25 protein-coding genes, 1 pseudogene and 1 riboswitch are annotated in these 24,913 nt (G+C 54.1%); of the genes and pseudogenes, 11 read left to right on the top strand and 15 right to left on the bottom strand.

What is annotated here, in order from left to right; translation table 11 throughout:
* Nucleotides 1–13: 13 nt before the first annotated feature.
* Nucleotides 14–811: a GNAT family N-acetyltransferase gene (locus F6R98_RS20220; protein ID WP_153250617.1), complete on the bottom strand. Its 798-nt coding sequence runs from the start codon at nucleotides 809–811 to the stop codon at nucleotides 14–16.
* Nucleotides 812–1,342: 531 nt separating this feature from the next.
* Between F6R98_RS20220 and F6R98_RS20225 the strand changes: the two genes are divergently transcribed.
* From F6R98_RS20225 to dtd, 5 genes are all read left to right on the top strand, one after another.
* Nucleotides 1,343–2,308 (top strand): HpcH/HpaI aldolase/citrate lyase family protein, encoded by a 966-nt coding sequence (locus F6R98_RS20225; RefSeq protein ID WP_153250618.1) that lies wholly within the window; start codon nucleotides 1,343–1,345, stop codon nucleotides 2,306–2,308.
* Between the two features lie 91 nt (nucleotides 2,309–2,399).
* Complete coding sequence (gene sucC, locus F6R98_RS20230) at nucleotides 2,400–3,572, top strand: ADP-forming succinate--CoA ligase subunit beta (RefSeq protein WP_153250619.1); 1,173 nt, start codon at nucleotides 2,400–2,402, stop codon at nucleotides 3,570–3,572.
* 2 nt (nucleotides 3,573–3,574) lie between these two features.
* Entirely contained in the window at nucleotides 3,575–4,462 is an 888-nt protein-coding gene (gene sucD, locus F6R98_RS20235; RefSeq protein WP_153250620.1) for a succinate--CoA ligase subunit alpha, read from the top strand.
* Between the two features lie 64 nt (nucleotides 4,463–4,526).
* Nucleotides 4,527–4,847 carry a rhodanese-like domain-containing protein gene (locus F6R98_RS20240; RefSeq protein ID WP_153250621.1) on the top strand — a complete coding sequence of 107 codons (321 nt, stop codon included), beginning with the start codon at nucleotides 4,527–4,529 and terminating at the stop codon, nucleotides 4,845–4,847.
* 15 nt (nucleotides 4,848–4,862) lie between these two features.
* Complete coding sequence (gene dtd, locus F6R98_RS20245; RefSeq protein ID WP_153250622.1) at nucleotides 4,863–5,303, top strand: D-aminoacyl-tRNA deacylase; 441 nt, start codon at nucleotides 4,863–4,865, stop codon at nucleotides 5,301–5,303.
* 69 nt (nucleotides 5,304–5,372) lie between these two features.
* Here dtd and mnmA read toward each other — a convergent pair whose 3' ends face one another.
* From mnmA to F6R98_RS20290, 9 genes are all read right to left on the bottom strand, one after another.
* Entirely contained in the window at nucleotides 5,373–6,464 is a 1,092-nt protein-coding gene (mnmA, locus tag F6R98_RS20250; RefSeq protein ID WP_153250623.1) for a tRNA 2-thiouridine(34) synthase MnmA, read from the bottom strand.
* Nucleotides 6,461–6,976: an NUDIX hydrolase gene (locus F6R98_RS20255; RefSeq protein ID WP_228124991.1), complete on the bottom strand. Its 516-nt coding sequence runs from the start codon at nucleotides 6,974–6,976 to the stop codon at nucleotides 6,461–6,463. Before F6R98_RS20255 ends, mnmA begins: the two co-directional genes overlap by 4 nt.
* A gap of 65 nt (nucleotides 6,977–7,041) precedes the next feature.
* On the bottom strand, nucleotides 7,042–7,851 hold the full coding sequence (gene mazG / locus F6R98_RS20260; RefSeq protein ID WP_153250624.1) for a nucleoside triphosphate pyrophosphohydrolase: 810 nt from the start codon (nucleotides 7,849–7,851) through the stop codon (nucleotides 7,042–7,044).
* A gap of 1 nt (nucleotide 7,852) precedes the next feature.
* Complete coding sequence (locus F6R98_RS20265; RefSeq protein ID WP_153250625.1) at nucleotides 7,853–8,785, bottom strand: carbohydrate kinase family protein; 933 nt, start codon at nucleotides 8,783–8,785, stop codon at nucleotides 7,853–7,855.
* An 8-nt stretch (nucleotides 8,786–8,793) separates the two neighbouring features.
* Nucleotides 8,794–9,180, bottom strand: coding sequence for a glycine cleavage system protein GcvH (gene gcvH, locus F6R98_RS20270; protein ID WP_153250626.1), 387 nt, complete (start codon nucleotides 9,178–9,180; stop codon nucleotides 8,794–8,796).
* A gap of 37 nt (nucleotides 9,181–9,217) precedes the next feature.
* Nucleotides 9,218–9,781: a DUF4136 domain-containing protein gene (locus F6R98_RS20275; protein ID WP_153250627.1), complete on the bottom strand. Its 564-nt coding sequence runs from the start codon at nucleotides 9,779–9,781 to the stop codon at nucleotides 9,218–9,220.
* A gap of 116 nt (nucleotides 9,782–9,897) precedes the next feature.
* Nucleotides 9,898–11,310: a DUF2252 domain-containing protein gene (locus F6R98_RS20280; protein ID WP_153250628.1), complete on the bottom strand. Its 1,413-nt coding sequence runs from the start codon at nucleotides 11,308–11,310 to the stop codon at nucleotides 9,898–9,900.
* A gap of 17 nt (nucleotides 11,311–11,327) precedes the next feature.
* Entirely contained in the window at nucleotides 11,328–12,101 is a 774-nt protein-coding gene (gene gloB, locus F6R98_RS20285) for a hydroxyacylglutathione hydrolase (RefSeq protein ID WP_153250629.1), read from the bottom strand.
* 40 nt (nucleotides 12,102–12,141) lie between these two features.
* Nucleotides 12,142–13,749 carry a MutS-related protein gene (locus F6R98_RS20290; protein ID WP_153250630.1) on the bottom strand — a complete coding sequence of 536 codons (1,608 nt, stop codon included), beginning with the start codon at nucleotides 13,747–13,749 and terminating at the stop codon, nucleotides 12,142–12,144.
* Nucleotides 13,750–14,025: 276 nt separating this feature from the next.
* Here F6R98_RS20290 and F6R98_RS20295 point away from each other — a divergent pair, with 276 nt between their 5' ends.
* Nucleotides 14,026–15,381 (top strand): Fic family protein, encoded by a 1,356-nt coding sequence (locus tag F6R98_RS20295; protein ID WP_153250631.1) that lies wholly within the window; start codon nucleotides 14,026–14,028, stop codon nucleotides 15,379–15,381.
* A gap of 5 nt (nucleotides 15,382–15,386) precedes the next feature.
* On the opposite strand, the gene trxC is transcribed toward F6R98_RS20295, so the two are convergent.
* A complete protein-coding gene (gene trxC, locus F6R98_RS20300; protein WP_153250632.1) occupies nucleotides 15,387–15,815 on the bottom strand; it encodes a thioredoxin TrxC in 429 nt (142 codons plus the stop codon).
* Between the two features lie 871 nt (nucleotides 15,816–16,686).
* Here trxC and F6R98_RS20305 point away from each other — a divergent pair.
* Both F6R98_RS20305 and F6R98_RS20310 read left to right on the top strand, forming a co-directional pair.
* A complete protein-coding gene (locus F6R98_RS20305; protein ID WP_153250633.1) occupies nucleotides 16,687–19,134 on the top strand; it encodes a diguanylate cyclase domain-containing protein in 2,448 nt (815 codons plus the stop codon).
* A 38-nt stretch (nucleotides 19,135–19,172) separates the two neighbouring features.
* Nucleotides 19,173–19,415, top strand: a complete 243-nt coding sequence (locus tag F6R98_RS20310) for a hypothetical protein (RefSeq protein ID WP_194270044.1) — start codon at nucleotides 19,173–19,175, stop codon at nucleotides 19,413–19,415.
* A 112-nt stretch (nucleotides 19,416–19,527) separates the two neighbouring features.
* Here F6R98_RS20310 and F6R98_RS20315 read toward each other — a convergent pair whose 3' ends face one another.
* Nucleotides 19,528–20,163 carry an IS3 family transposase gene (locus tag F6R98_RS20315; protein ID WP_265588162.1) on the bottom strand — a complete coding sequence of 212 codons (636 nt, stop codon included), beginning with the start codon at nucleotides 20,161–20,163 and terminating at the stop codon, nucleotides 19,528–19,530.
* Between the two features lie 46 nt (nucleotides 20,164–20,209).
* On the opposite strand from F6R98_RS20315, the pseudogene F6R98_RS20320 reads away from it, so the two are divergent.
* Both F6R98_RS20320 and F6R98_RS20325 read left to right on the top strand, forming a co-directional pair.
* Nucleotides 20,210–20,737 (top strand): annotated as a pseudogene (locus tag F6R98_RS20320) (transposase).
* 267 nt (nucleotides 20,738–21,004) lie between these two features.
* Nucleotides 21,005–21,358, top strand: coding sequence for a hypothetical protein (locus tag F6R98_RS20325; RefSeq protein ID WP_194270046.1), 354 nt, complete (start codon nucleotides 21,005–21,007; stop codon nucleotides 21,356–21,358).
* Between the two features lie 347 nt (nucleotides 21,359–21,705).
* Nucleotides 21,706–21,874, bottom strand: a riboswitch (cobalamin riboswitch).
* Between the two features lie 303 nt (nucleotides 21,875–22,177).
* Here the strand turns inward: F6R98_RS20325 and F6R98_RS20330 are convergent.
* Together F6R98_RS20330 and F6R98_RS20335 are read right to left on the bottom strand one after the other, a co-directional pair.
* Nucleotides 22,178–22,405, bottom strand: coding sequence for a hypothetical protein (locus tag F6R98_RS20330; RefSeq protein ID WP_153250637.1), 228 nt, complete (start codon nucleotides 22,403–22,405; stop codon nucleotides 22,178–22,180).
* A 133-nt stretch (nucleotides 22,406–22,538) separates the two neighbouring features.
* Nucleotides 22,539–22,787 carry a transposase gene (locus tag F6R98_RS20335; RefSeq protein ID WP_228125268.1) on the bottom strand — a complete coding sequence of 83 codons (249 nt, stop codon included), beginning with the start codon at nucleotides 22,785–22,787 and terminating at the stop codon, nucleotides 22,539–22,541.
* Between the two features lie 58 nt (nucleotides 22,788–22,845).
* Between F6R98_RS20335 and F6R98_RS20340 the strand changes: the two genes are divergently transcribed.
* Nucleotides 22,846–23,610 carry a sterol desaturase family protein gene (locus F6R98_RS20340; RefSeq protein ID WP_228124992.1) on the top strand — a complete coding sequence of 255 codons (765 nt, stop codon included), beginning with the start codon at nucleotides 22,846–22,848 and terminating at the stop codon, nucleotides 23,608–23,610.
* Between the two features lie 242 nt (nucleotides 23,611–23,852).
* Here the strand turns inward: F6R98_RS20340 and F6R98_RS20345 are convergent, their stop codons facing one another.
* Nucleotides 23,853–24,851, bottom strand: coding sequence for a sulfate ABC transporter substrate-binding protein (locus F6R98_RS20345; protein ID WP_153250639.1), 999 nt, complete (start codon nucleotides 24,849–24,851; stop codon nucleotides 23,853–23,855).
* Between the last annotated feature and the right edge of the window lie 62 nt (nucleotides 24,852–24,913).

Consider the following 24,913-nt stretch of genomic DNA (forward strand, 5'->3'; position numbering starts at 1 on the left):
GGGAGAACGCGAGTCAGGACATGGCAGCTACCGCACTGCGGTATGCAGGCGCAGCGCGTTCCGCCATGAAGCGTTTTTCGTAGCGGTTTTGCAGCCGCGTCAAGTCAAGCAGAATAAAAACATCCATGACGTTGAAGTCTTCGTCCCAGTAAGGATCGCCGCAGACCCAGCACCCCAGACGAAGATAGGCCTGTAACAGCGGTGGGATGCCGCTTTCGTCATTAATGCAGCGTTTCCATTGCGGCACCGGCTTCAAAGGCCTGACTTTCAGGGAATCGGGGCCGAATTGGTGGCTTTGAATCTGGCGATAAACCGCATCGACAGCAAATCCGCTGGTTCCGGGGGAAATGCTGGCGCAGCCCATCAAATAATTAAAGTTTCCTTCGTGCACATATTCGGCCAATCCATTCCATAGCGTGCCGAGCACCACGCTGCCGCGATGCGACGGATCCACGCAGGTGCGGCCGATTTCCAGAAAACGTCCCGGCAGCGTCAATACTTTGCTCAGGTCGAATTCGCCTTCCGAATAAAACCGGCCGAGACGCGCGGCCTGGGAGTCAGTCAATAGCCGGGTACATGCGACAACTTTACCGGTACGGGTTTCTCGTACCAGCAGATGGTTGCAATAATCGTCGATTTCATCGTAGTCGAGCCCTTCCGTGCGTGTATGCAAGTGGGCTCCCATTTCCTCTGCGAAGATGCGGTAGCGCAAGGCCTGCGATTCGCGGACGCCCGCCTGATTTTTAGCTACCTCGGACACATAACGGCGAACCGGCAGATTGAGGGATATGGATGGTGACGTTCCCGGCATTCAGTGACTCCAGAAGGATAGGCGGATAAATAATCTCGGGAACTTACTTTAGGACTATAACATGAAGATCTTGTTACCGTTTCATTATGATTTGAAGACAGCGCGCCTGTATTTAGGCTGTACGCCAGGGTTCCGCGCTTTTTGCTGCCCCGGTTGGGATAAATGTCGATTGTTTATTTCTAACACTATAATATAAAAGTATTTTATTTCTATAAGCGGCTAACTCCAGTTTTTGGGCCGGTTATGTTACAATTGCTCAGTTTCCGGAGTTATCGCAAAGAACGTCTTTGAACGGGGCATACGCAATGCCTGGCGCAACGCATTCCCTGCACCCTGCCGTAATCAATTTCGTATCTATTCGGCATCACCGAGAGCGATGGGGATAGGGGCGTCTGTCTATGGCGGGAAGACAAAAAACGAGCCACCCTGGGCACGCTTCCGCGCGTCTCTACGACCCTTACCCCGCACTAAAAGCTGCGGTAGCTGAATAGTCTTAAAATTCAGACTCTTTGAATTCTTAATAGGTACAACATGGCTGTTAAAAACCGCTTACATCGTAGTGAGCTTGCCGTACCCGGCAGCAATAAACGCATGCTTGAAAAAGCTCCGGACGCTGGCGCGGATGTCGTTTTTCTTGATCTGGAAGATGCGGTTGCACCGGACGACAAGGCACAGGCTCGCCTGAATATCATAGATGCCTTGAACGGCTGCGACTGGTCGAAATGCGCAGTTTCCATCCGCATGAACGGCTTGGATACGCACTACGCCTACCGGGATCTGGTCGAGATCGTCGAAGTCTGCGGAGACAAGCTCGATACTATATTGATTCCCAAAGTCGGCTCGGCGGCCGATGTGTATTTCGTATCGACCCTGTTGTCGCAAATAGAGGAAGCCAAGGGTTACAAACTCATCAACATTCATGTTTTGATCGAAACTGCAATGGGAATGGCGAATGTGGAAGAAATCGCGCGCTGCTGTCCCGAACGCATGGAGGCCATGGTGTTCGGCGTGGCGGATTATGCTGCGTCGGTGCGCGCGCGAACGATCAATATAGGGGGTTCGAATCCGGATTACGGCATGCTGACCGACCCTGACGAAGCCGGTCGGCGCGATTTTCATTGGGGCGATCAATGGCATTTCGGCATCTCGCGCATGGTTGCAGCGTGCCGTGCTTACGGGTTGCGTCCCATTGATGGTCCCTTCGGCGACTTTAATGATCCGGACGGTTTCCGTGCCGCAGCTTACCGCGCGGCGGCATTGGGCTGTGAAGGCAAGTGGGCGATTCATCCGTCGCAGGTCGCGCTGGCGAATGAAGTTTTTACGCCGACTGAAAAAGAAGTCACGCGCGCCTATCGTATCCTGGAATCCATGGAGCAGGCTGCGCGTGAAGGCAAGGGTGCGGTATCGCTCGACGGGCGTTTGATTGACGCTGCATCGATACGCATGGCCGAAAACGTTGTGCGCCAGGTCAAGCAAATCGAATCGAGAAGCAGCTGAGTGCGGCGGCGGGGGCTGTCTGACCCGTGAAGCGCGCCTGAGATGACTAATGAAGGCTTGCAATCAAGCCACCCTTAAACCGGAGATTTTTTTGAATATCCATGAATATCAGGCCAAGGAGCTGCTGAAATCCTATGGCGTCTCGGTACCCTCGGGGGGGGTAGCGTATTCAGATAAACAGGCCGCCCAGGTTGCCGAAGATATCGGCGGCGCGAAATGGGTGGTTAAAGCCCAGATACATGCAGGCGGGCGAGGTAAGGCCGGCGGCGTAAAGGTCGTTTCTTCCATTGATGAAGTGAAGAAGACCGCCGACGCGATGATCGGGACGCATTTGGTAACGCATCAGACCGGCCCGGAAGGTTCGGTCGTGCAGCGCGTATGGGTGGAGCAGGCCAGCCAGATTCGCAAAGAATACTATCTGGGTTTTGTGATCGACCGAAGCAGCCAGCGTATCACGCTGATTGCCTCAAGCGAAGGCGGCGTGGAAATCGAAGACATAGCAAAAAATCAGCCTGAAAAAATAATTACCGAAGTCATTGATCCGGCTATCGGACTGCGCGATTTTCAATGCCGCAAAGTAGCCACGGCGGTCGGTCTGAAAGGCAGGCTCATGCCGCAGGCCGTCAAACTGATGAAAGCCATATATCGTGTCATGCGCGACAAGGATGCGTTGCAGGCGGAGATCAATCCACTGGCGGTGGTTGCTGTGGGCGAAGACGAACAACTGATGGTGCTGGACGCCAAATTCAACTTCGACGACAACAGCCTTTATCGCCAAAAGGAAATCGTTGAACTGCGCGATCTGGCCGAAGAAAACTCCAAGGAAGTCGAAGCCTCCGGTCATGGTTTGAATTACATCGCACTGGACGGTAATATCGGTTGCATCGTGAATGGCGCCGGGCTGGCGATGGCTTCTCTGGACGCCATCGCCCTGCACGGCGGAAAACCGGCCAACTTCCTGGACGTGGGCGGCGGAGCATCGCCGGAAAAAGTGACCAACGCTTGCCGCATCGTTCTGGAAGACCCCAATGTCAAATGCATACTGGTCAATATTTTTGCCGGCATCAACCGTTGCGACTGGATAGCACTGGGTCTGATCCAGGCCTGCAATACGCTGCAAATCAAGGTGCCGCTGATCGTACGGCTGGCCGGCACCAATGTGGAAGAAGGCCGCCGGATTCTGGATGAGTCCGGCCTTGCGTTCATTAGTGCCGAAAACCTGGATGCCGCAGCCGCCAAGTCGGTTGAAATTGTGAGGGCTTGATCGTGAGCGTATTTGTCAACAAGGATTCCAGAGTCATTTTTCAAGGATTTACCGGCGAGCACGCTACCTTTCATGCGCAGGATGCGATAAAAATCGGCACCAACGTTGTCGGCGGCGTAACGCCCGGCAAGGGCGGCACCACACATTTGGGGCTGCCTGTATTCGATACCGTTGCCGAAGCGGTGCGCGAAACCGGGGCAAACGTTTCTGGGGTTTTCGTACCGCCGCCATTTAGCGCCGACGCGTTGATGGAAGCCATAGATGCCGGAATCAAGGTCGCGGTAACCATAGCCGACGGTATTCCCATTCACGACATGGTGCTGCTGCAACGCTTCCGTGTCGGCAAGGACAGCATTTTGATCGGACCGAATACGCCCGGTATCATCACGCCCGGTGAATGCAAGGTTGGCATCATGCCGTCGCATATCTATAAGAAAGGTAATGTCGGCATCGTTTCCCGTTCGGGCACGCTTAACTACGAAGCAACCGAACAGATGGAAGCGCTCGGGCTGGGCATCACCACTTCGGTGGGCATAGGCGGCGATCCGATCAACGGCACTGATTTCGTCACCGTGCTGCAAGCATTCGAAGCCGATCCGGAAACCGAGATCGTGGTGATGATCGGCGAAATCGGCGGACCGCAGGAAGTTGCTGCGGCGCGCTGGGCCAAGGAAAACATGAAAAAACCTGTAGTCGGTTTCGTTGCCGGCGTCGCAGCGCCTGCCGGACGCCGCATGGGCCATGCCGGGGCCATTATCGCCAGCGAGGAAGACACCGCCAAGGCGAAAATGGACGCGATGGAGAGCCTGGGGCTCTATGTCGCCCGCAATCCGGCGCAGATAGGGCAAACCGTGTTTCGTGCGATGCAGAAAAACGGCATCCAGCCTTGACTCATAAAACACAACTATATTGGCATGTGGTTATGCACTCAGAATTTAAGGAATCGCTACGACCATGAACACGATTACCGCGGCTGAACTGGCCGAACGCCTGCAATCGTCTACGGACGGCCCTGTGCTGCTGGATGTGCGCGAGCCGCACGAGTTTCAGTTTTGCCATATTCCCGGCAGCATCAATATTCCTATGAGCAAACTAGCCAGTGCTTTGAATACGCTGGATAAAGTTCGGGAAACGGTGGTGATTTGCCATCATGGCATGCGCAGCGCGCAAAGCGGCCAGTTTTTAATCGGCAACGGCTTCAGCAATATCATCAATCTTAAAGGCGGAGTCGCGGCTTGGGCGGCGGAAGTCGATCGTAAAATGCCCACCTACTGAACAAGAGAGCACGGCATGATTGCCGTCATCCAGCGGGTTAGCCGCGCTTCGGTCGAAGTGGATGCGGTCTGCGTCGGGCAAATCGGGCGCGGGGTTCTTGCTCTGGTTGCGATCGAGCCTGCGGATACGGAAACCTGCGCCGAGCGGCTGGCCGAGCGCATCCTCAGCTACCGGATTTTCCCTGATGCCGATGAGCGGATGAACCTCAGCCTGACCGATATTGCAGGCGGATTGCTGGTCATTTCGCAGTTCACTCTTGCCGCCGATACACGCAAGGGCAGCCGTCCGGGATTTTCCACCGCCGCCGCGCCCGAACAGGCGCAACTCCTGTTCGATTACTTTCTGGCCATATTGAAAGCAAAGCACGGCCATGTCGAAACCGGGCGCTTTGGTGCCGACATGCAGGTTGCGTTGATTAATGACGGGCCGGTTACGTTTACGCTGTCTGTTCGATAAATCGTGTTTTGTGCAGGACAATGTGCGTTTGCACTGATTCTAAAGACATACTCTGTGCTGCCCGAAGCATTAATATCGCAACCACGAACGCTCTATGGTACCGCCGCCGAGACATTGGTCTCCATAGTAAAAAACCACGGCTTGGCCCGGCGTAACCGCGCGCTGAGGTTGCACGAAATGAACACGGCAACGATTTCCAGGCAGAGGAGTCACATCGCAAAGCTGATCAGGCTGGCGATAGCGGGTTTTGGCGGCGCAATGTAGTTGCGCATCGAGCATTCGGTCGTCTACCCAATCCAGGTTTCCTGCTTCCAGCCCATCGGTAAACAATGAAGCGTGGTCATGTCCTTGAGCAACGTTCAGCACGTTACGCGCCATGTCCTTTCCGACTACGTACCATGCTTCCTGGGCAGCCCCGTGCACACCGCCGATGCCCAAACCCTGCCTTTGCCCCAAGGTGTAATACATCAAGCCCTGATGACGGCCTATGGTCTCGCCGTCCACCGTGACGATATCGCCGGCCTGCGCGGGTATATAACGCTGTAAAAATTCACGGAAACGACGCTCGCCAATGAAACATATGCCGGTACTGTCTTTTTTGGTGGCATTTTCAAATCCGGCCTGCCGCGCCAGCTTGCGCACTTCGGGCTTTTCCATGCCGCCTAACGGGAACAGCGTTCGCGAGAGTTGTTTCTGCCCCAGGGTATAGATGAAGTAGCTTTGATCCTTACCGGTGTCTACGCCCTTGAGCAAGCGGTACACGCCGTTATCTTCTGCGACGCGCGCGTAATGTCCTGTGGCGATCAGCTCCGCTCCCAGCTCCAGCGCATAATCCAGAAAAGCCTTGAATTTGATTTCGCGGTTGCACAGGATATCGGGATTCGGAGTACGCCCTGCGGTATATTCCGACAGGAAAGCCTCGAACACCCGATCCCAGTATTCGGCGGCGAAGTTGACGGTATGCAGTTTGATGCCCAAACGCTCGGACACTTTGCGCGCATCCTCCAGATCGCGCATCGCGGTGCAGAGTTCGGTGCCGTCATCCTCGTCCCAGTTTTTCATGAACAGGCCGCTGACATCGTAACCTTGCTCCAGCAGACACAGCGCGGTTACGGAAGAGTCTACGCCGCCCGACATACCGACAACGACATGCCGGCTCATGCCGCGGAGCCCGTCGGCGGTTTCAATACCGATAAGGGATAGCGCTCTCCCGATAAATAATCGCTGATGGTATCGAGCACCAGCGGGCTGCGTAACCGGGCGCTACGCTCCAGCAAAGCCGCGTGGCTTAGCCAGACCGCCTGTTCGATACCATCGTCCAGGGCGCGGGCGGGGTCGTGATCAGCCGCCCGGCCGGCAAAGCAGACTCTTAAAAAACTGGTGTCGGCACGCGGATGTTTCCACAGATAGACGCCAACCAGAAATTCCGGAATAAAATGCCAGGCGGTTTCCTCCAAAGTTTCGCGTATTACCGCCTCCACCAGCGATTCGTTCATTTCGACATGACCGGCAGGCTGGTTGATTACCAGTTCTCCGGCAGCGTTCCGTTCTTCCACCATCAGGAAGAGACCCTGCCGCTCTATAATCGCGGCGACCGTTACGCGCGGGCGTCCTTGAATGGAAATATCAAGCATCCCGGTAGCGGATGTCTGTTCTTCAATAGAGGTATTCATGCAAATTGTCGGTCGTTAGGGACGTAACTTGTTGGCCTTGCCGGTGAGTGAACCGGACGTTGCGCTCAAGCGGTTATGGACAGCGCGCGTTTGGCTTGTTCCCAGCACAGATCCATTTCTTCGAAAGAACAATCGGCCATCTGCTTTCCTTTCTCTTGCAGCAAGCGCTCCATGGCCTGATAGCGCCGGGAAAACTTGTGGCTGCCGGCGCGCAAGGCGGTCTCGGCATCCACATGCAAATGTCTGGCCAGATTAACCACGGAAAAGAGCAGATCGCCCAACTCTTCCTCAATCTGCGCCGCGCTGCCCACAGTAAACGCTTCGCGCATTTCCCGAAGCTCTTCCTGCACCTTTTCGAAAACAGGGTCTATGCCCGGCCAATCAAACCCCTGGCGCGCAGCGCGAGTTTGCAGTTTTTGCGCAAACATCAGAGCAGGCAATGTATTGGCAACGCCCGACAACGCGCTTTTTTGCGCCGTGTCGGAGGACTGTTCAAGCTTGCGCGAGCGCTCGAGCTCCTTGCTTTGCTCCCAGTGATGGATACGCGCCTCATCGTTCTCAAAAACCATGCCTTGAAAAACGTGAGGATGCCGCCGCACCAGCTTCGAACAGATGGCCGCTGCCACCTGTTCGAAGTCGAACAGGCCCCGCTCTTCGGCAATGCGGGAATGAAAGGCGACATGAAGCAACAAATCGCCCAGTTCGTCGCGCAAATCGTCGTAATCTTCGCGTTCGACGGCATCGGCGACTTCGTAGGCTTCTTCTATCGTATAAGGCAGCAGTGATGCAAAATCCTGTTTTAAATCCCAGGGGCAGCCCTGCGCCGGGTCGCGCAGCAAAGCCATGAATTCGATCAGCCGGCGCGTATTTTCCATATTAAAATCCGGCGCCGAAATTTTCCCGGTAGCGCTCGCGGAATGCACTCATGGTGAAGGTATGATTTTGCGTGCCCGCAGTTTCTATTTTGATAGCCCCCATCAACGAGGCGATGCGTCCTGTTTCCGACCAGTTTAATCCTTTGAGCAGCCCATAAATCAAACCGGCCCGGTACGCGTCTCCGCATCCGGTCGGATCAAGCAAGCTCTGGGGTTTGGCTACGGGTATTTCATGAGTCTGGCCCTGCGCATAAATGATCGAGCCTTGTGCACCGCGCGTAATAATCAGCGCGTCGACGCGCTGTGCAAGCTGTTCCAGAGTTAAGCCGGTGCGCTCCTGCATAAGCTGGGACTCGTAATCGTTCAGGGTAATCCAGCGCGCCAGATCGGCGAACGCCAGCAAGTCGTCGCCATTAAACATCGGCATGCCTTGACCGGGGTCGAATATGAATGGGATACCGGCACCCGCGAATTCCTTTGCGTGCTGTATCATGCCGTCCTTGCCGTCGGGAGCGACGATTCCAAGCTGGATGCCGCGTTCGCGAGGCACATGATTATGGTGCGAAAACGACATTGCTCCCGGATGGAATGCGGTAATCTGGTTGTCGCTTTTATCGGTGGTGATATAAGCCTGCGCGGTATAGCTGTCTTCCAGTGTCAGAATAAATTCGCGCGATAATCCGTAAAGGGCCAGCCATTGAGCATAGGGATCGAAGTCCTTGCCTACCGTCGCCATAATCAGCGGGTCTACGCCCAGCAGTTTCAGGTTGTAGGCGATATTACCCGCGCAACCGCCGTATTCGCGTCTCAGCTCCGGTACCATAAAGCACACGTTCAGGATATGCACCTGCTCGGGGAGGATATGATTTTTGAAATGGTCAGGAAACACCATGATGGTATCGTAAGCCATGCTTCCACAAATAAGCGCCGTCATTTTTCCAGTTATTCCTTGTAGTAAATATTGTAATAAGTATTCGCATCCAGCAGCTTTTCAAATTCGGTGCTATCCGACGGCGCAATGCTGAACAGCCAGGCCGACCAGGCATCCCGGTTGATGAGTTCGGGCTCGATGGTCAGGGTCTCGTTCACGCCGACCACCGTACCGGCAACCGGGGTGTATACATCCGATGCGGCCTTGACGGATTCCACAACTGCGCAGGGTTTGCCGGCTTCCAGTACTTTGCCGACAGCCGGTAGCTCGACATAAACCAGGTCGCCCAACTCAGCCTGGGCAAAATCGGTAATACCTATGCGCACCGAACCGTCCGTCTCTTTTCTGGCCCATTGATGTGTTTCCGTATAACGGTAATCTTGTGGAAGCTCGCTCATAGTTCTCTCCTTGACTCGCGTTGCACTGATCTGATGATTATTTCGACGAGGAAACGCTACCCGGCGGGAAGCCTTTAAACATTTCCACGATAGCGTCCCTGGTATTTTTTACATTGGTCGAGGGATTGTCGGAAATTGTACCGGACGCGGTTCCTTCCCAAATCGCATTTTTGGTTTTGGTATCGAAAATATCCACAATCAGCGTGCCTATGGTAACGTGATAAACAGTGGAAGTTGACATACCGCCCATCCCCATTCCGCCGCCCCATCCCCCCCAACCCCAGCCTGGGCCATATCCATACCCCATGCCGTTGCTCATCGTATCAATGCGCTCTTGATCTTTGGTCGCTACGGTCGCGGAAAGCGCCGCATCGGCCGACTCGTGGGAGTCAACGTTTTTCCAGCCATGCTGAGCCAACTGAAGGTCAATATCGTTAACCATGCGTTCATCCATCAACGGATTTTGTGTTGTCGGCTTTTTAATCCAGGCGTAAGTCCTGATATGGGAAAAATCCGTTCCGGGTATAAAATCGGTGTGTACGACATCTTCCGCGCAGGCGGTCAAAAGCATAATGGGAAAAACCAGCATGATGAAACGCATGAGGACTCCTGATAACGGTTTTAACACTTTAAAAGTTCGACTCCGATGTCGTCCGGCGCTTCGATGAGATTCGAGAGCCGGAAGGGGGAAATTGCGTAGTTCAGGTTTTAATATTACTAATATACAGTGGTCGACGGAATACGCCCACTGTATATAGCCGATAAAAATAGCCGATAATCGGCATTATTCTGATCCGCGTAGCGTAAAGCAAACTCCAGCACCGCGGATTGCAGTGTATCGCTCTGGCCGATATAGCCGGAAATCATCGCAGCGTCGCCCGATTTCGCATGACCCAGCGCCAGCGACCAGCCGCACAGCGCGCAGTAGTCCTTGAATATCTTCGCATTGAGATGTTTGGTGCTGATGCGGATGCCTCCTTTCATGTCGCGCAATTGCCGGACATAGAAATCGGATTTTCCGCTGCGCCGCTCCAGGCGCCCATGCCCAAGAAACATATCCGGCGCGCCTTGCAGCTGATGCTGGCCGACAACGACGCGCTGCCCCTGGTTTTTGAACAGCGAACGTTTCACATAGGGCGCGAGTACCGATAACCCGGCGCCCTTGAATTGCAGAAACAACGGATCGCGCTCGCTTGACCCTTCCAGGTAAAAAATCCAGCAAGGCATGCCCACGCTGCCTATTCCTACTACCTGACGCGCAAAATCCACCAGCCGGTAACGCGCGAGCAGCATGCGCCGGTTGGCCGGCAATGAGCTCATATAACCGTCCAAAGCCTGATTGACCAGCGGCAAAATAGGGTCGCCCTCTTCCGTATGGTCTTCATGCACGATAAACGGCGGACGGTCGATCAGGCGGTGGGATTGGTCGACCAGGTCGGTCATTTTCTCCAGCACCTGCAGGTTGTTTCTGCCCCTGGCCTTGGTTATTGATTGTTCCAGAGCCGCCTTGAAGGCATTGGAGAATGGCATCAGCAGGCTTTCGCTGTCGATATGAGTTTGCGCCAGTTCGATATACCCCATTGCTGCAAATTCATACATGCGCGACTTGTATGCGCCAAACATGGCCTTCACCGCTTGTATGGCCAGCGCCTGGGTATAATTCAAATCCTGCGCGGCTACCACGATGCTGGCGGCAAGCCGCTTTACATCCCATTCCCATGGTCCCGGCAAGGTTTCGTCGAAGTCGTTGATGCCGAATACCAGACGGCGTTCGGTCGTCGCAAACAGTCCGAAATTGGACAGATGCATATCGCCGCAAGCCTGGACATAAAGTCCTGAAACCGGCGTACGGGCCAAATCCTCCATCATGATCGCTGCGGCTCCGCGAAAGAAGGCAAGGGGAGACTGCGCCATTCTTGCATGCCGCATCGGAATCAGCGACTGCAGGCGATGCCGCGCCTGGGATTCCAGTATCGCCACAGGATCGGCGCGAAGCGCGGCCGGGACGAGTTCGGCATGCACCGGTCTGGAAACCCTTTTTCTAAGCGCGCGTCCGGCAAGCAAACGATCGGCGATGCTGGCGTAGGGCCGATCCAGCATCAGTACATTGACCGGTTCGGACTCGGACATAACTGCATCCGGCACGGTCAGAAACAATCCTTCAGCGATCTTACTGCGGCAAAAACCTTTGCATCGCCCGCATCCGCGTCCAAGCCCAAATGCGCTCTGATCTCGGCGCTTTCCGGACGTAAAAAAGGATTGGTAGCCAGCTCGTCGCCGAGCGTGGATGGCACAGTAGGCAAGCCCTGCCGGCGCAGGCGGTCTACCTGACGCGCCCGGCCCTGCAATTCCGGGTTTTCCGCTTCCAGCGTCAGTGCGAAACGCGCATTGGCTTCGGTGTATTCGTGCGCGCAGTAAACATGAGTCTCCGGCGGCAAGCGGCGCAGACGATCCAGCGACTGCCACATCTGTTCGGCGTCACCTTCGAACAAACGTCCGCAGCCTAGGGCGAACAAGGTGTCGCCGCAAAAAAGGGCATGTTCGTCCTCGAACCACCAGGCGGCATGCCCGCGCGTATGCCCGGGTACCGCCAGTACGCGCGCAGTCGCCTCGCCTATTGCGACCGAGTCGTTATCGGCAACGACTCGGTCGATGCCGGGTATGCGCTCGGCATCGCCGGCCAGCCCGATAACCTGACAACCGGTAATGCGCTTCAGTTCCAGATTACCGTCGGTATGATCGGCGTGGTGGTGGGTATTTAGAATGAAGTCCAGCTTCCAGCCGCGCTCATTCAGGGCTTCGAGCACCGGCGCGGCAACTGCCGGGTCCACGGCGGCGGTGACTCCGGATACCGGCTCATGTATCAAATAAACGTAATTATCTTCCAGTACGGAAAGTTGCAAAATTTCGATGTTGCTCATAAGCGCTTCGTTTCCTTTTTTCCATCCAATTCCATCAACCTTATCCGTCTTTAAGCAAATTAGCGATATCTTCGCGCGAAAAACCAATTTTTTTCGCGACGCGGTCGGCGTGGCTGACGGTAGAAACGCCCGGTATCATCCGGTAAGTTGGATGGTCCTGACTGAACTCCGCTTGTCTGGCCTGCCCGATGTGCTGTTGCTGAAAATGTAAAACAAGTTCGTGGTTGTGTGTAATCAACAGTGTGGAGCAATGCTTTTGAAGGAAACCGTTCAGTATATCGGTGGAAATCTCAATTTTCTCCACATGCGTCGTTCCTTCCGACAACTCATCCATAATCACCAGGCTTTGCGCGCTGCTGGCGATAAAGATTTCGCGCGTGCGCTTCAGCTCGGTGCCGAAACGTCCTTCTCCGTCGCTCAGATGGCTGATTTCCGGTACCTGATAAAAAATTCGGTCCGCAACGCTCAACTTCGCCCGTTCGGCAGGCACATAACAGCCGATTTGCGCCAGCAACTGCGTCTGCGCCAGGGTTTTGCAAAACGCGGTCTTGCCTCCGCTGTTGGGGCCGGTAACAAAAGTGAGGCGTTCCTGCGTCAAAACCAGATCGTTGCCGACGTAATCGGGATTGTTTTTCGCCAGCACCGGATTGCGCACGCCGCTTAATTCAAGCTGATGATTTTCGGCCTGCACGATCTCGGGCAGCGGCAGCGGGCGCTTGAACGTCTGTGCATAACGATGGAAGCTGATCAATTCATCCAGTTTACCCAGGGAGTCCATCGTTTCCTGCAGTTCGACGCAACGTTTATAGATATTTCTGAGCGGGTAGATACAGGCGTCGCGGTCGAAGCTGCCGACTACCGGCACATAGATCATACTCATCGGCAACAGAAACAGCCAGAATACCGGGGTGACGGCAGAGGCGATTTCCAGTGCGAACGGTAAAAACTGCACAGCCAGGACTATCCCTACCATTGTCGACAACAACGCCATCGGTTTGAACATCGTCGGGCTAAAACGCACCGTTGGAATATACCAGCGCTTTTCCGCCCTGGTCAGCACCGTTTTTTCTGAGCGGTAAACCGGCCCCTGCATCAACGTATAGGCGCGCGAGCGCGCAAACCCGCGGATGTCGGCGATCAGATTATTCAGATAATCGCTTTGCGCCGGCGGCAGGCTCTCGGCGGCTGCGACCAGATCCAGCATGAAGCGCGTGCCTTTGACGTAAGACTCGTAACCGTAGCCGCCCATCTCCAGCGGATTCGCGGAAGCGCCGGTCAGCCCTAAAAAAGTGCCGTACAGTAGATTGTAAAAATCGTTTTCCAGCTGCGCCGCCTGCGCCAGCAGCTGCTCCAGACCTGACCGCAATGCCTCGTGTTCGGCAAGTTCGCGTAACGCGTCCTGTTTGGCGGCGATGTCGTCGCGTGACTGCAACGGCTGCAGCAGGGAGCGGTATAGCGTGGAACGACCGATGCGCGTCGAGGTCTCATTCAACGCTTCGAACAGCTTCTCGACCTCTATGGTGCGAAAAGTGGACTCATCCAGCACACCCTCGCCGGTTGCCGCAGGCTGCAGATCGGACAACACGGGTGGTGCAACGGAGTCGGACTGCAGCAATGTCGGATACAGCGTACTTTTATTTTTTTGCATGCGCTTTCGCCTCCCGGATTTTCAACTACCTTTTACCCGCTTTGGCAAGCGAAGGAAGGTATCCGACATATCGGAGTTCATTTACTCGCCAAGGCTCTATTATAGATACAGCTTGTACCATCAGCAGTCTGTTGAATCTCGGCAGTCATGCCGTCAGACGTTTCCTGCCAATAAAATACTAATTCTATATGCAATTAGTATTTTATTGACAGAGCACTCCATGCAACATACACTCTCACCCAACTACTAACGGCATTATAAATTAGTAGATAGCCAATGAAACTACCTCTTGCTCCACCCGATGCGAAAAAAATACTGGAAAATCTATCGCCAGACACCATGGCGCGCCTGTTTTTGGCGCGCCCTACTGCTCTGGTCAATGGAGAATACCTGCATTGGGATCAGCTGCGCCACCGCTCGCCTCCCGATGGTTTTAGTATCGAACATTGGTGGTTCGGCATCAAAATGGCGCGTCAAGGACTTTTGCAATCGCTTCCCTTACTGGACAAGTTGGGTCAGCCCTTCGTTTTCGGCGTACCCGAACCGCTACTGATTCATCTGCACCACATCGACCAGGATGCCGCCGGGCATATCCGTTTCGAGAGTGAAGTTGCCACGCCCGGCAACCGCGATCGTTACCTGCTGCAATCCTTGGTGGAAGAAGCCATTACTTCCAGCCAGCTGGAGGGCGCCTCGACAACGCGCCGGGTTGCGGAAGCCATGCTGCAGGAAGGGCGTCAGCCGCGCGATCACAGCGAACGCATGATTTTCAATAATTTCAGAACCATGCAGGCCATACAGGGTTTACGTGCCCAAGCCATTACCCCGGAAACAGTCCTGTCGCTGCACAGCCTGCTCACCGAAAATACCTTGCATGATTCCGCCGATGCGGGCCGACTCAGGCGCTCCGATGATGTGCGCGTCGTTGATAACCCCGACGACACCATTCTGCACCAGCCGCCGTCGCATACCGAACTGCCGGAACGCTTGCAACGCCTGTGCGGCTTCGCCAATGCGGATGAAAATGCGCGGCCTTTCGTACACCCGGTATTGCGCGCGATCCTGCTGCATTTCATGATCGGATACGACCACCCGTTCGCCGATGGCAATGGCCGCACCGCACGCGCGTTATTCTACTGGGCCATGGCGCGCAACGGTTACTGGCTGACCGAGTTCACTTCCATTTCCCATTTTTTACGGAAGGCGCCTGCGCAGTATGTCCGTGCCTATCTGCACACGGAATCGGACGGCGGCGATACCACCTACTTCCTGTTTCATCAACTTGAAACCATGCGCAAAGCCATCACCGCCCTGCATGACTATCTGGCGCGCAAAACCCAAAAGCAACGCAGCACCGAACTGCTGCTCGCCGCATCGCCGGAATTACGCGCGGAACTCAACCACCGCCAGATCGATGCGTTGACGCATGCGTTAAAATATCCCGGCGCGAGTTACCGCATCGACAGCCACCAGCGCAACTACGGCGTGGTGTACCAGACCGCACGCGCCGACCTGCTGGCTTTGGCGCAACTGGGCTTACTCGATCAAATCCGTTGCGGACGCGCATTCCTGTTCATTGCGCCAGCCGATCTGGAACAACGCATTGCCGATGCCGCCAAACGGAAGGCATAGCAGCGTCAACCTTGCAGCCAGCGTACTATCGAACCGGCATCCATTGCGCCCGATTGACGCCTTGTTTCATGTCCCCCGACAAACTCGATAAGCGTCGGAATACTGCGGACGTTATATTGATCACCCAATTTCGGATACTGTTCGGTATTGAGCCTGGAGAACCTGAAGCCGGGTTCGAGCCGATGCGCAGCCTGTTCGAAAGCGGGAGCCATCGTTCGGCACGGCGCGCACCACGGCGCCCAGAAATCTACGACGACCGGAATATCGTTACGCAACAAATGTGCGCCGAAGGCCGAGGGATTAAGCTCCACCGGTTTGCCGGTAAACAGCGGATGTTTGCAATTTCCACAAAGGCTCCGCTCTTCGATTCGCGCCAGCGGTAAACGATTGACGGTGACACAATGAGGGCAAACGATTTTAAGTGAGTTGGACATGGCGGAAACTCCCTAATATTATCGCTGGTGCAGGCCGGCGTATCTTCTGGTCAATATGGGATGCGTCCTCCGCGCGACATGGCTTGACCGTGCGAAACCTGTAGTTTCTGGTTGACTCGCCGTGCAGCCATTACCATAATCACTGAAGATGCATGTCTCAACGCGTGGTACGCCGTGTAACGACATTCCCGAATATTACCCTAATTTCATTCTTTATGGAGTCTAACTATTATGTCTCGTTTTCTTGCTACCGTCATTGATGGTTTGGTCTGGGGTTTTACCATGGCCGTCGGCTGGTTTGCCGCAGTTCTATTGATAGGCGTTGTCGCCGCCTGATCGGCGGCTTCGGGTTTTTTCAATCGATCGGCTTAACCGCGAAAGATGAAGTGAGCCAAACTGGGCGACACGTTTTGCGGTCGCGGATGACCGCAGCGCCGCCAGGGACAGACTTGCAGCGTGGTTAAATTTCCCGGCGCGCTTCCGCGCATCTCGACTGGCTTGCTTCATCCGACTGTATTGGTCTTGATTTAAAAGTTCAAGCTGAGTGGTTACGCTTTATTTTTGGGGTTATCCGTGCCCATACAGGAGCATTCATTCCCGGCACACAGGTCTTCTCCATGACTCTTCAGCGCGCGGCAATTAAATCGGAAAACGCGACAGGCAGATTTTACCAGACATCCAATAGAACAACGCTTTCGCCTGTTCGCTGGTATCATTTCCTTTGGCATCGTCGCTATCAAAACGGTTTGTCCGGCCCCCATGTAGTAAAATTACTCGGTGATTGTTAAGCTTATATTGCGGCAGGCCTGCTGGCCGTCTTCGTTAGAAAAAGACCGGATGCGTCTACTATTGATGACCCAAGTCGTATGCGATGGAATTTTTCAAAGTTCTCAGCCTGATTATCGGTTTATTCTTGTGCGCTACGGCTGTGGCAGAAGACTTGATATTGTCACGGGAAGTGTTCGAAGATCCCGGCGGCAATCTGACGTTGGAGCAAGCCGAACAGGCCTCTTTTCAGCCTATGGCGATCACGCTTTCCAGGGGGCATAGCGACTCCGCTTTCTGGGTACGGCTACGGATCAGGCGGCCGGCGGCGGGCGGGTTAGCGGTGCTTCGCATCGATCGTCCCGCTTTGGATGTAATACGGCTTTACGCGCCCGATCCGGCGCATCCGGGCCGCTGGACCAGCCGTGCGACCGGAGATCGCTACCCTTATGAACAGCGCGATCTGCTTGCGATCCCCTATGAGTTTTCTATAACGCCAGGCGCGCCGGATACGACCTATTACCTGTGCATCAAATCCACCAGTTCCATTATTACACATATCGAAGCGTTGGAGCCCCGTTCCGCCGATATGAAAAACAACCGGATTTTTGTAATCCAGTCGTTTTATTTTATCGCGATGTTGTTTCTGCTGTTCTGGTCATGCCATGACTACGCCGAAAACCGTCAGCCCGTTGTCGCCCTGTTCATCCTTTATCTGGCAACCTATATTCTCAACAGCATTGCCGCATTTGGCTATATACCCGCCATTGCTCCAGCCGGGATTTCACAATTTGCTGACGGAATTGCGAACAGTCTGCTCTGCTGCCTGATTTTTACTTCCCTGTTGTTTCATCAGAAGCTGCTCGCGCTGTTTTCACCTCCGCCCCTGCTGATGTACGGAGCCAGGCTGCTGTTGCTGTTGTTCCCGCTGGAATTGGGAGCGATGATGCTCGGCTATACGCGCCTTGCGCTGCAAACCAATAGTACGGCGATTTTATTCGCCGGGCCTTATTTGCTGATCCTGGCTCTCTTTGCCAAACGCCAGGTCGCGCCGGGCCTCAAGGTGCTCAGATTGGTGTATGGCATCAATGCGGTTTTATTGCTGTTTCTCGCGAGTATCGCTTTGGGGTTAATCAAGTTTTTTCAAGCTGATATGTTAGGATTTTTCGTGTATATGCATCTCGGTCATGGCTTGATTTCCAGCAGCCTGATCTTCACGATGATACATTTGCGCTCACGGCAGTTAAAACGCGAAATGAGTCAGTCGGTCTTAGCCAGGCATCAGTTGGAACAACGCTTCCGGATGTTCATGGATGTGAGCCCGACCATAGCCTGGATCAAGGACGCGGCGGGACGGTTTCAGTACGTCAACAGAACTTTCGAACAACGCTTCGGCCTGACTGCGCAGGACTTGCTGGGCAAGACCGACGCGGCTTTGTGGCCGGCGGATATCGCCGAAAAAACCAGAAAACACGATCTGGAAGCCATGACGACGAACCTGGTGGTCGAGGTCGAAGATACACTGCGGAGCGGCGATAATTCCGCCTCCTATTGGCATGCATTCAGAATACCGTTTCAGGATATAGCCGGAGGAAGTTTTCTCGGCGGTATCGCGGTGGACATCACCGCGCGTAAACAGGCGGAAGCGGCATTGGAGCGCAGTCTGGAAAAACTGCGTCAGGCCAATATCGCCTACGTCAATACCCAGGAAGGTATTTGCATCACTGATTTCGATACCCGAATAATTGCGGTCAATCCGGCTTTCAGCACCATTACCGAATACGGCGAAGAAGATATCATCGGCCAAAGTCTGAGCCTGTTGCGTTCCGATAGGCATGACCGCGAATTCTATCGCCGCATGTGGGACGACATTCTAAAGGCCGGACTATGGCAGGGGGAGATCTATGGTCGGCGCAAGGGCGGAGAAACTTTTCCGTTGTGGCTGTCGATCAGCACAGTGCATGACGATGCCGACAAAGCTGTCGGCTTTGTCTGTGTATTGAATGATATGACGCGCATCCGCCATGTGCAAACGCCGCTGGAGCGTCTCGCTTATTACGATGCGCTGACCGGCCTGGCTAACCGCAAGTTACTATTGATGCAGTTGGATCATGCGCTCGACCGCGCTATACGCGTGGGTAACCAGGGCGCCGTCCTGTTCATTGACCTGGATCGTTTCAAACCGGTCAACGATACCTACGGTCATGCCGCCGGCGACGAATTGTTGCAACGGATTGCCAGACGCTTGCAGGAACGCTTGCGTAAAATCGATACAGTGGCGCGTTTGGGCGGCGATGAATTCGTGGTTCTGCTGGAAGATTTGCCGGATCGGCAAGCGGTCGTATCTCTCGCGGAAGATTTGATCGATACGTTGGCAGCGCCCTTTCAACTGTCGGGAGGGCAGCAGGTCAGCCTCGGCTGCAGTATCGGCATCAGCCTTTATCCGCAGTATGGGACTGATCCCGATCAGTTGCTGCAGCAAGCCGACGAGGCGCTTTACCAAGTGAAAAAAAGCGGACGTGGCGCCCATCATTTTTATGCTCCCGCCGCTTGATATCATTTAAATTGCTTGTGGGCGCGTCAAACGCCGCCGTGACGTCATTGAAGGCCAATAGTCAGGCCGTTGTTGAATATTTGAAAACCGTCACCGACGATGCCCAGAGAGCCAGCGATACCATGCGCGGGGGCTGTAGGCGAGATGGACTGGAAAAATTATGCACTGGCCGGACTGACCGGGATATTCTCGGCGATTATCGTGAGCGCATTGTTGATCGGGCAAATGCCTTTCATCGCCACCCGGAACAGGTAGCCGCGCTCTACTCAAGCCCGCTGTGATCGAGGCGTTAAAAGTGAGTACCGGCGGAAACGATCCTGCCCAGTTTCAGCAGACGCTTTGCCAAGCGACATTTTAAAGTTCAAAGGCCTCTGGGGACAAATAGCCCAGTTTTTAATGAAACCGCTTTCTATTGTAATACACTTCGATATAATCGAAGACACGCTGTTTGGTATCGTCCCTGGTCAGAAATCGCTCTCCGTGGATAGCCTCGACTTTAAAGCTGTGATTCCAACCCTCCATAGAGCCATTATCATAGCAGTCACCTTTCTTGCTCATACTGCAAATCAGTTGGTGTTTTGCCAGCAAAGCCTGATAGGCGTTTAAGCAATACTGACTTCCTCGATCGGAATGGACGATAACCCCGGTGGGTAAATGCCGCAGCCACAAGGCCATCATCAATGCATCACCGACCAGCGTAGCGGTCATGCGTTCAGCGATGACCCAGCTCAGGACTTTACGCGAAAACAACTCAAGCACAACCGCCAAATAAAGCCAGCTTTCGTCCGTCCAGATACAGGTTATATCCGACACCCATTTTTTATTTTTCACCGGCGCTTCAAAATTCTGCTCCAGCCGGTTGGGCGCTACCGGCAAGTTATGGTTGCTGTTGGTCGTGGCCTTGTATTTCCGTGCGGCTTTCGCACGCCGGCCGCGATATTTCATGATGCCGGCCACAGTATTGCGACTGGTACAATGCCCTTCATCGTTAAGAAGCTGTTCACGATTTTTGCTGAAAAGTTGTAAAATAGTGGAATGAGAAAAAAATACCCGAGCGATATCAGTAAAGAAGCCTTTGAGCAAATCCAACCGATCCTGGGAAGCGTGCGCAAACGAACGAAACCGCGTACGGTCGATCGTTGATGCGCAGAGCGTCAGGAACACGGATAGCGCGCGGCATAAGGGTTACGACGCGGGCAAAAAAGTTTCAGGCATCAAGCGGCATAGTGCCGTGGACACGCAGGGTTTGCCGCATGCGATGCGGTCAGTACCGCAGAAGTAACCGATCGCCAGGGAGCGCTGGCGGCCTTCGATCGATGGTTTCTCGAATCTTCAGCAGGTGCGTAGCTTGCTGGTTGATGGCGGTTGCAGCGGACAACCGTTTGCCCGGGCGGTTAAAGAGAAACCGGGGGCAACCGTGCAGGCAGCCAAGCGTAACGAGCTACATACCTTTGCGGTAATACCTCAACGCCGGGTGGTTGAACGTTCTTTCGCCTGGTTGGAAAAATGCCGGCGTTTATGGAAAAACTGCGAGCGTGAGCTCAATACCGGCTTGCAGTTTGTCCATTTGGCCTTCCTGACGTTATTACTGAAAAGATTATAAACAGCTTCCAAGAGACAATTTGTCTACTAATGCGGTGAAAAACGATTTTGTGTCCATGCTTTTCTATCGCAGTTAGAGCGTACATAAACGCATAATATTATAGACACTTAGCCGCTAACTTACGTTTCTGTACCGTTGAACTTCAAATCCCAATACTAATTAAATACAGCTTATCGAAGGTTCATCGCTAATTGTCTTCATCGATTCCAAGAAGCGTTGCCGCCGTTAGCTCCGGTAGCGCTGCCTGAACCATCGCCAGCGGATACCGTGCTGCCGTTAGCCGAAGTCGCAGTACCACCCGACCCCGCATTCCAGGATGCACTGCCGCCTCTGGCGCCGGAGGCGCTTCCTGAGCCATCGCCTCCGGATACCGTGCTGCCGTTGGCCGAAGTCGCAGTACCGCCGGAACCCTTGCTCCAGGAGGCGCTGCCGCCTCGGGCGCCGCTGGCGTTTCCTGAGCCATCGCCTCCGGATACCGTGCTGCCGTTGGCTGAAGTCGCAGTGCCACCGGAGCCCCTGTTCCAGGAGGCGCTGCCGCCAAAACGGCCGGACGCGCTGCCGGAACCATTTTCGCTGGAAACGCTGCCGCGATATCCGGAAGCAGACCGCTCTCGCGCTTGAGCCGATGCGGAAAGAATTGCCGCGAAAAGAGTTACAACCAGAATAACAATATTATGATATTTCATTTTTTGGCACATAATCATACCCTCAGATGATGAACTTACTAGGTCCGCCCTTTCGCATACCGTCAAGATCATAGCTGTTTTCACCAAACCGAGTGATGCATACGCAGTCCGTAATGCAACAGGCTAAATGCATCCTGTCCTACACAGCGGGTTCGACAACATCAGCACTCGCCTCAGCGTAGGATGATCTGGAAAATATACCGAATACGAGCGTTATAACGATTATCGATACTATCAGAGCAATATTACAAATTGCTATTCCGCGCAGCCGATGAAGAGGGGCAAGTCTGGCGAGAACGTCGGCCAGCGGCTTGCTGCGTGCCTCGGCTAGCAGAGCGCCTACTCACTTACCGTTGCGGGGGCCGCGCCGGACTGGATCGAAATCGCACCGGCTTCCCGTTCAACCTGTTGCGTAGGATTACAACAGGCACCTGAATCAGGCCGAATATTCTACAACAAAGCTACCAAAAACCGACATAACGCCGAAGATCTAAATCATCTGTGCTTGCCCGCTGCGCATCGTCCGTGACGACCTTCAAATCTTCAACAAACGGCCTTTTATTAACCATACGTCACGCCCGACCAACGCTAGGGCAACCGCCAGATTAACCGCTAGTGTAACTAGGTTCTGTTGACGTATCAACGCAATCAAATGAGAGCTGAGACGAAGTGAAGGAAGGCCATGTAGTTGCGAGCCGTTTTTTCAAAACGCGAAAATATTCGCCGCTAATGTTTGATTTTGTTGAAGAAGCATTCAATCAGACGGCGTTCCTTGTAAATAAGCCAATCGCATTCGCGCACCTTGTTCCGATTGCAGCGCCGGAGGAATGGCGGCTTTCATATCCCTTGCTACGATAGCCTGGAGCAGCGCATCGCTGTCATGGCCTTTGTCGCCGACAAACGCACGCGCACCCGCCGGCGTCAGCGCCGGCAAGGTTTCGGCCGGCCCTCCGGTCAGCACGAATTCAAGCGGATTCCCCAAGGCATCCGTGATGGCGTGAATCCTGGTAGTAAAGCGCCCTTCGATCGTCCCAAGGTTTCGTCCCCGGCGTTGCCGCCCGCCGCGCCACCGGCGCAGGGATGAGCCCGGTTGATGGTGGAGTCGATAAACACGCTTAGCAAATCAGGATGATGGATGCATCCGGCGAACAGCGACCGCCAGACCCCATGCTCCAGCGGGAAAAACGCTTGAACACGGCGTTCCAGTTGCCATGCGCTTCCGGCAGCAAACGCCATTGCGATCCCGATCGAAGAATTTGCAGAACGGCGACCAGAAAGGCCCTGCTCTGTTCCCCGGACGTCGACCGGGCATGCCGATGTTTCATCAGTATGGGATAGATGACGCTCCAGTCTTCGGCGCTAATGTCGAGCCGGTTAGAGCCATTTTCGAAATGGCTCCAGCTTCACTGGTGGCGCTTGCTCATGTCAACAGAACCTAATATATTGATTGCAAAAATTTCTAAGCATATGTCAGTCGCTCTACTAATCATCGGAATCGCCATCATCTGCTTCGCCGCTGAGCGAGCGCTTCCCGGACGCGCGTTGCCAATTTCACAGGGTTGGTATTTTCGAGCATCTATCCTGAATCTTTGCCAATCAGGGGTCGTCATGCTCGCCGGAGTTTCGTGGAATATCTGGCTCCGTGAGCTCTCAATCCTTGATATTTCACAACGCTTGTCTGCGCCTGCTCAAGGGTTCCTGGCTTGGTTCATAGGCACGTTTGTTTTCTACTGGTGGCATCGCGCACGTCACGATTCAAAATTCCTGTGGCGAAGCCTGCATCAAATCCATCACAGTGCGTCGCGTATCGAAATGCTGACTGCATTCTACAAGCACCCGATTGAGATGGCGTCAAACTCCATTATCATCAGTTTCATGTTGTTCACAGTTCTTGGAGCCTCGCTTGAAGCGGCTGCCTGGTTCAATCTCTTTGCGGCAAGCGGAGAGCTTTTCTACCATTCAAACCTGAAAACACCGCATTGGGTAGGCTACGTCATGCAGCGCCCGGAACATCATTCAATTCATCACCAGTTCAATGTACATAAATTCAACTTTGGTGACATCACCTGGTGGGATAGACTATTTGGAACATTCCAAGACACTGACAAGTTTGCGCCGCGTTGCGGCTTCAAAGAAGGTAGCGAGCAGAGCGTTGGTAAAATGCTTCTGTTCAAAGACGTCTATTGAGGCCCAACCGGGTAGCCAGGAGCATCCCGGCACGGGGGTCCGCAGGCGCAGGCGTTTCCGCCGCTTTCGCGGCGGTCCTCAGTCCGGCGGCATGACGACCTCAACGACATCAGGATTCGATGGCTTACGTAGTATTTAAAGCCTCGCATATAAAACTTTCACTTAGCCCGCTTACCCCCAAAGATTGGGTCCATAGCCGGACTATTGGGGATTAACCGATTGCTGATAAATCGGCTAATTCTTCATTTTGAGTATATCTGATCGAAAATACCGCCATCGCTGAAATGTTTTTTCTGCGCGTTTGCCCAGTCGCCCGCTATCTGCTCGACGGTCGGCAATTTCAGCTCGGGAAATTCGCCGCGACTCTCCTGCAAAATTGCAGCTACGCTGGGACGAAAATAATGTTTGGCGATCAGCCGCTGTCCTTCATCCGACCATAAATAATTCAGATAGGCCTCCGCCGCCTCGCGCGTGCCTTTTTTGTCGACTACCGTGTCGACCACCGCGACCGGGGCTTCGGCTTCGATACTTGCCGGCGGCGTTACGACGTCGAAGTCTTTTGAATTAAGCTTCCTGGCAATCAGATAGGCTTCATTTTCAAAGGTGAGCAATACGTCGCCGATTCCGCGTTCGACAAAAGTCGTGGTTGCCCCGCGGCCTCCTGTGTCCAGAACCGGAACGCGTTTGAACAATTTGCCGACGAACTCGCGAGCCTGTCCTTCAGAACCATACTTTGCCGTAGCGTAGCCCCATGCGCCTAGATAACTGTATCGGCCGTTGCCCGATGTTTTAGGGTTCGGAATGATGGGGCTGACGCCGGCTTTGATCAGGTCGTTCCAGTCCTTGATACCCAACGGGTTGCCCTTTCTGACCAGGAACACAATGGTTGAATGGTAGGGCGAGCTGTTGTCGGGAAAGCGCGTCCGCCATTTTTTGTCCACCAGACCTTTTTCCGCCAGAATGTCGATATCGGTCTGCTGGTTCATGGTTACCACATCGGCATTCAAGCCGTCGATCACCGCGCGCGCCTGCTTGGACGATCCGCCGTGAGATTGGTTAATGCTGACGGATTTACCGGTCTTGCCTTGCCAAAACCTAATGAACAGTGTGTTATATTCATTGTAAAACTCGCGGGTTACGTCGTAGGAGGCATTCAATAAAACGTCATCATCCGCCATTGCCGGGAAGACGGGCAGTATCAGCGGAGAGAGTAGGAGGATAACGATTTTTCTTATCAACATGGTTGAACCCCGGTTTTTGAAGAAAAGAAGGCCGGTAAGATGCCGTGCTTGCCTGACACAAT

Source organism: Candidatus Methylospira mobilis (assembly GCF_009498235.1).
Taxonomy (GTDB): domain Bacteria; phylum Pseudomonadota; class Gammaproteobacteria; order Methylococcales; family Methylococcaceae; genus Methylospira; species Methylospira mobilis.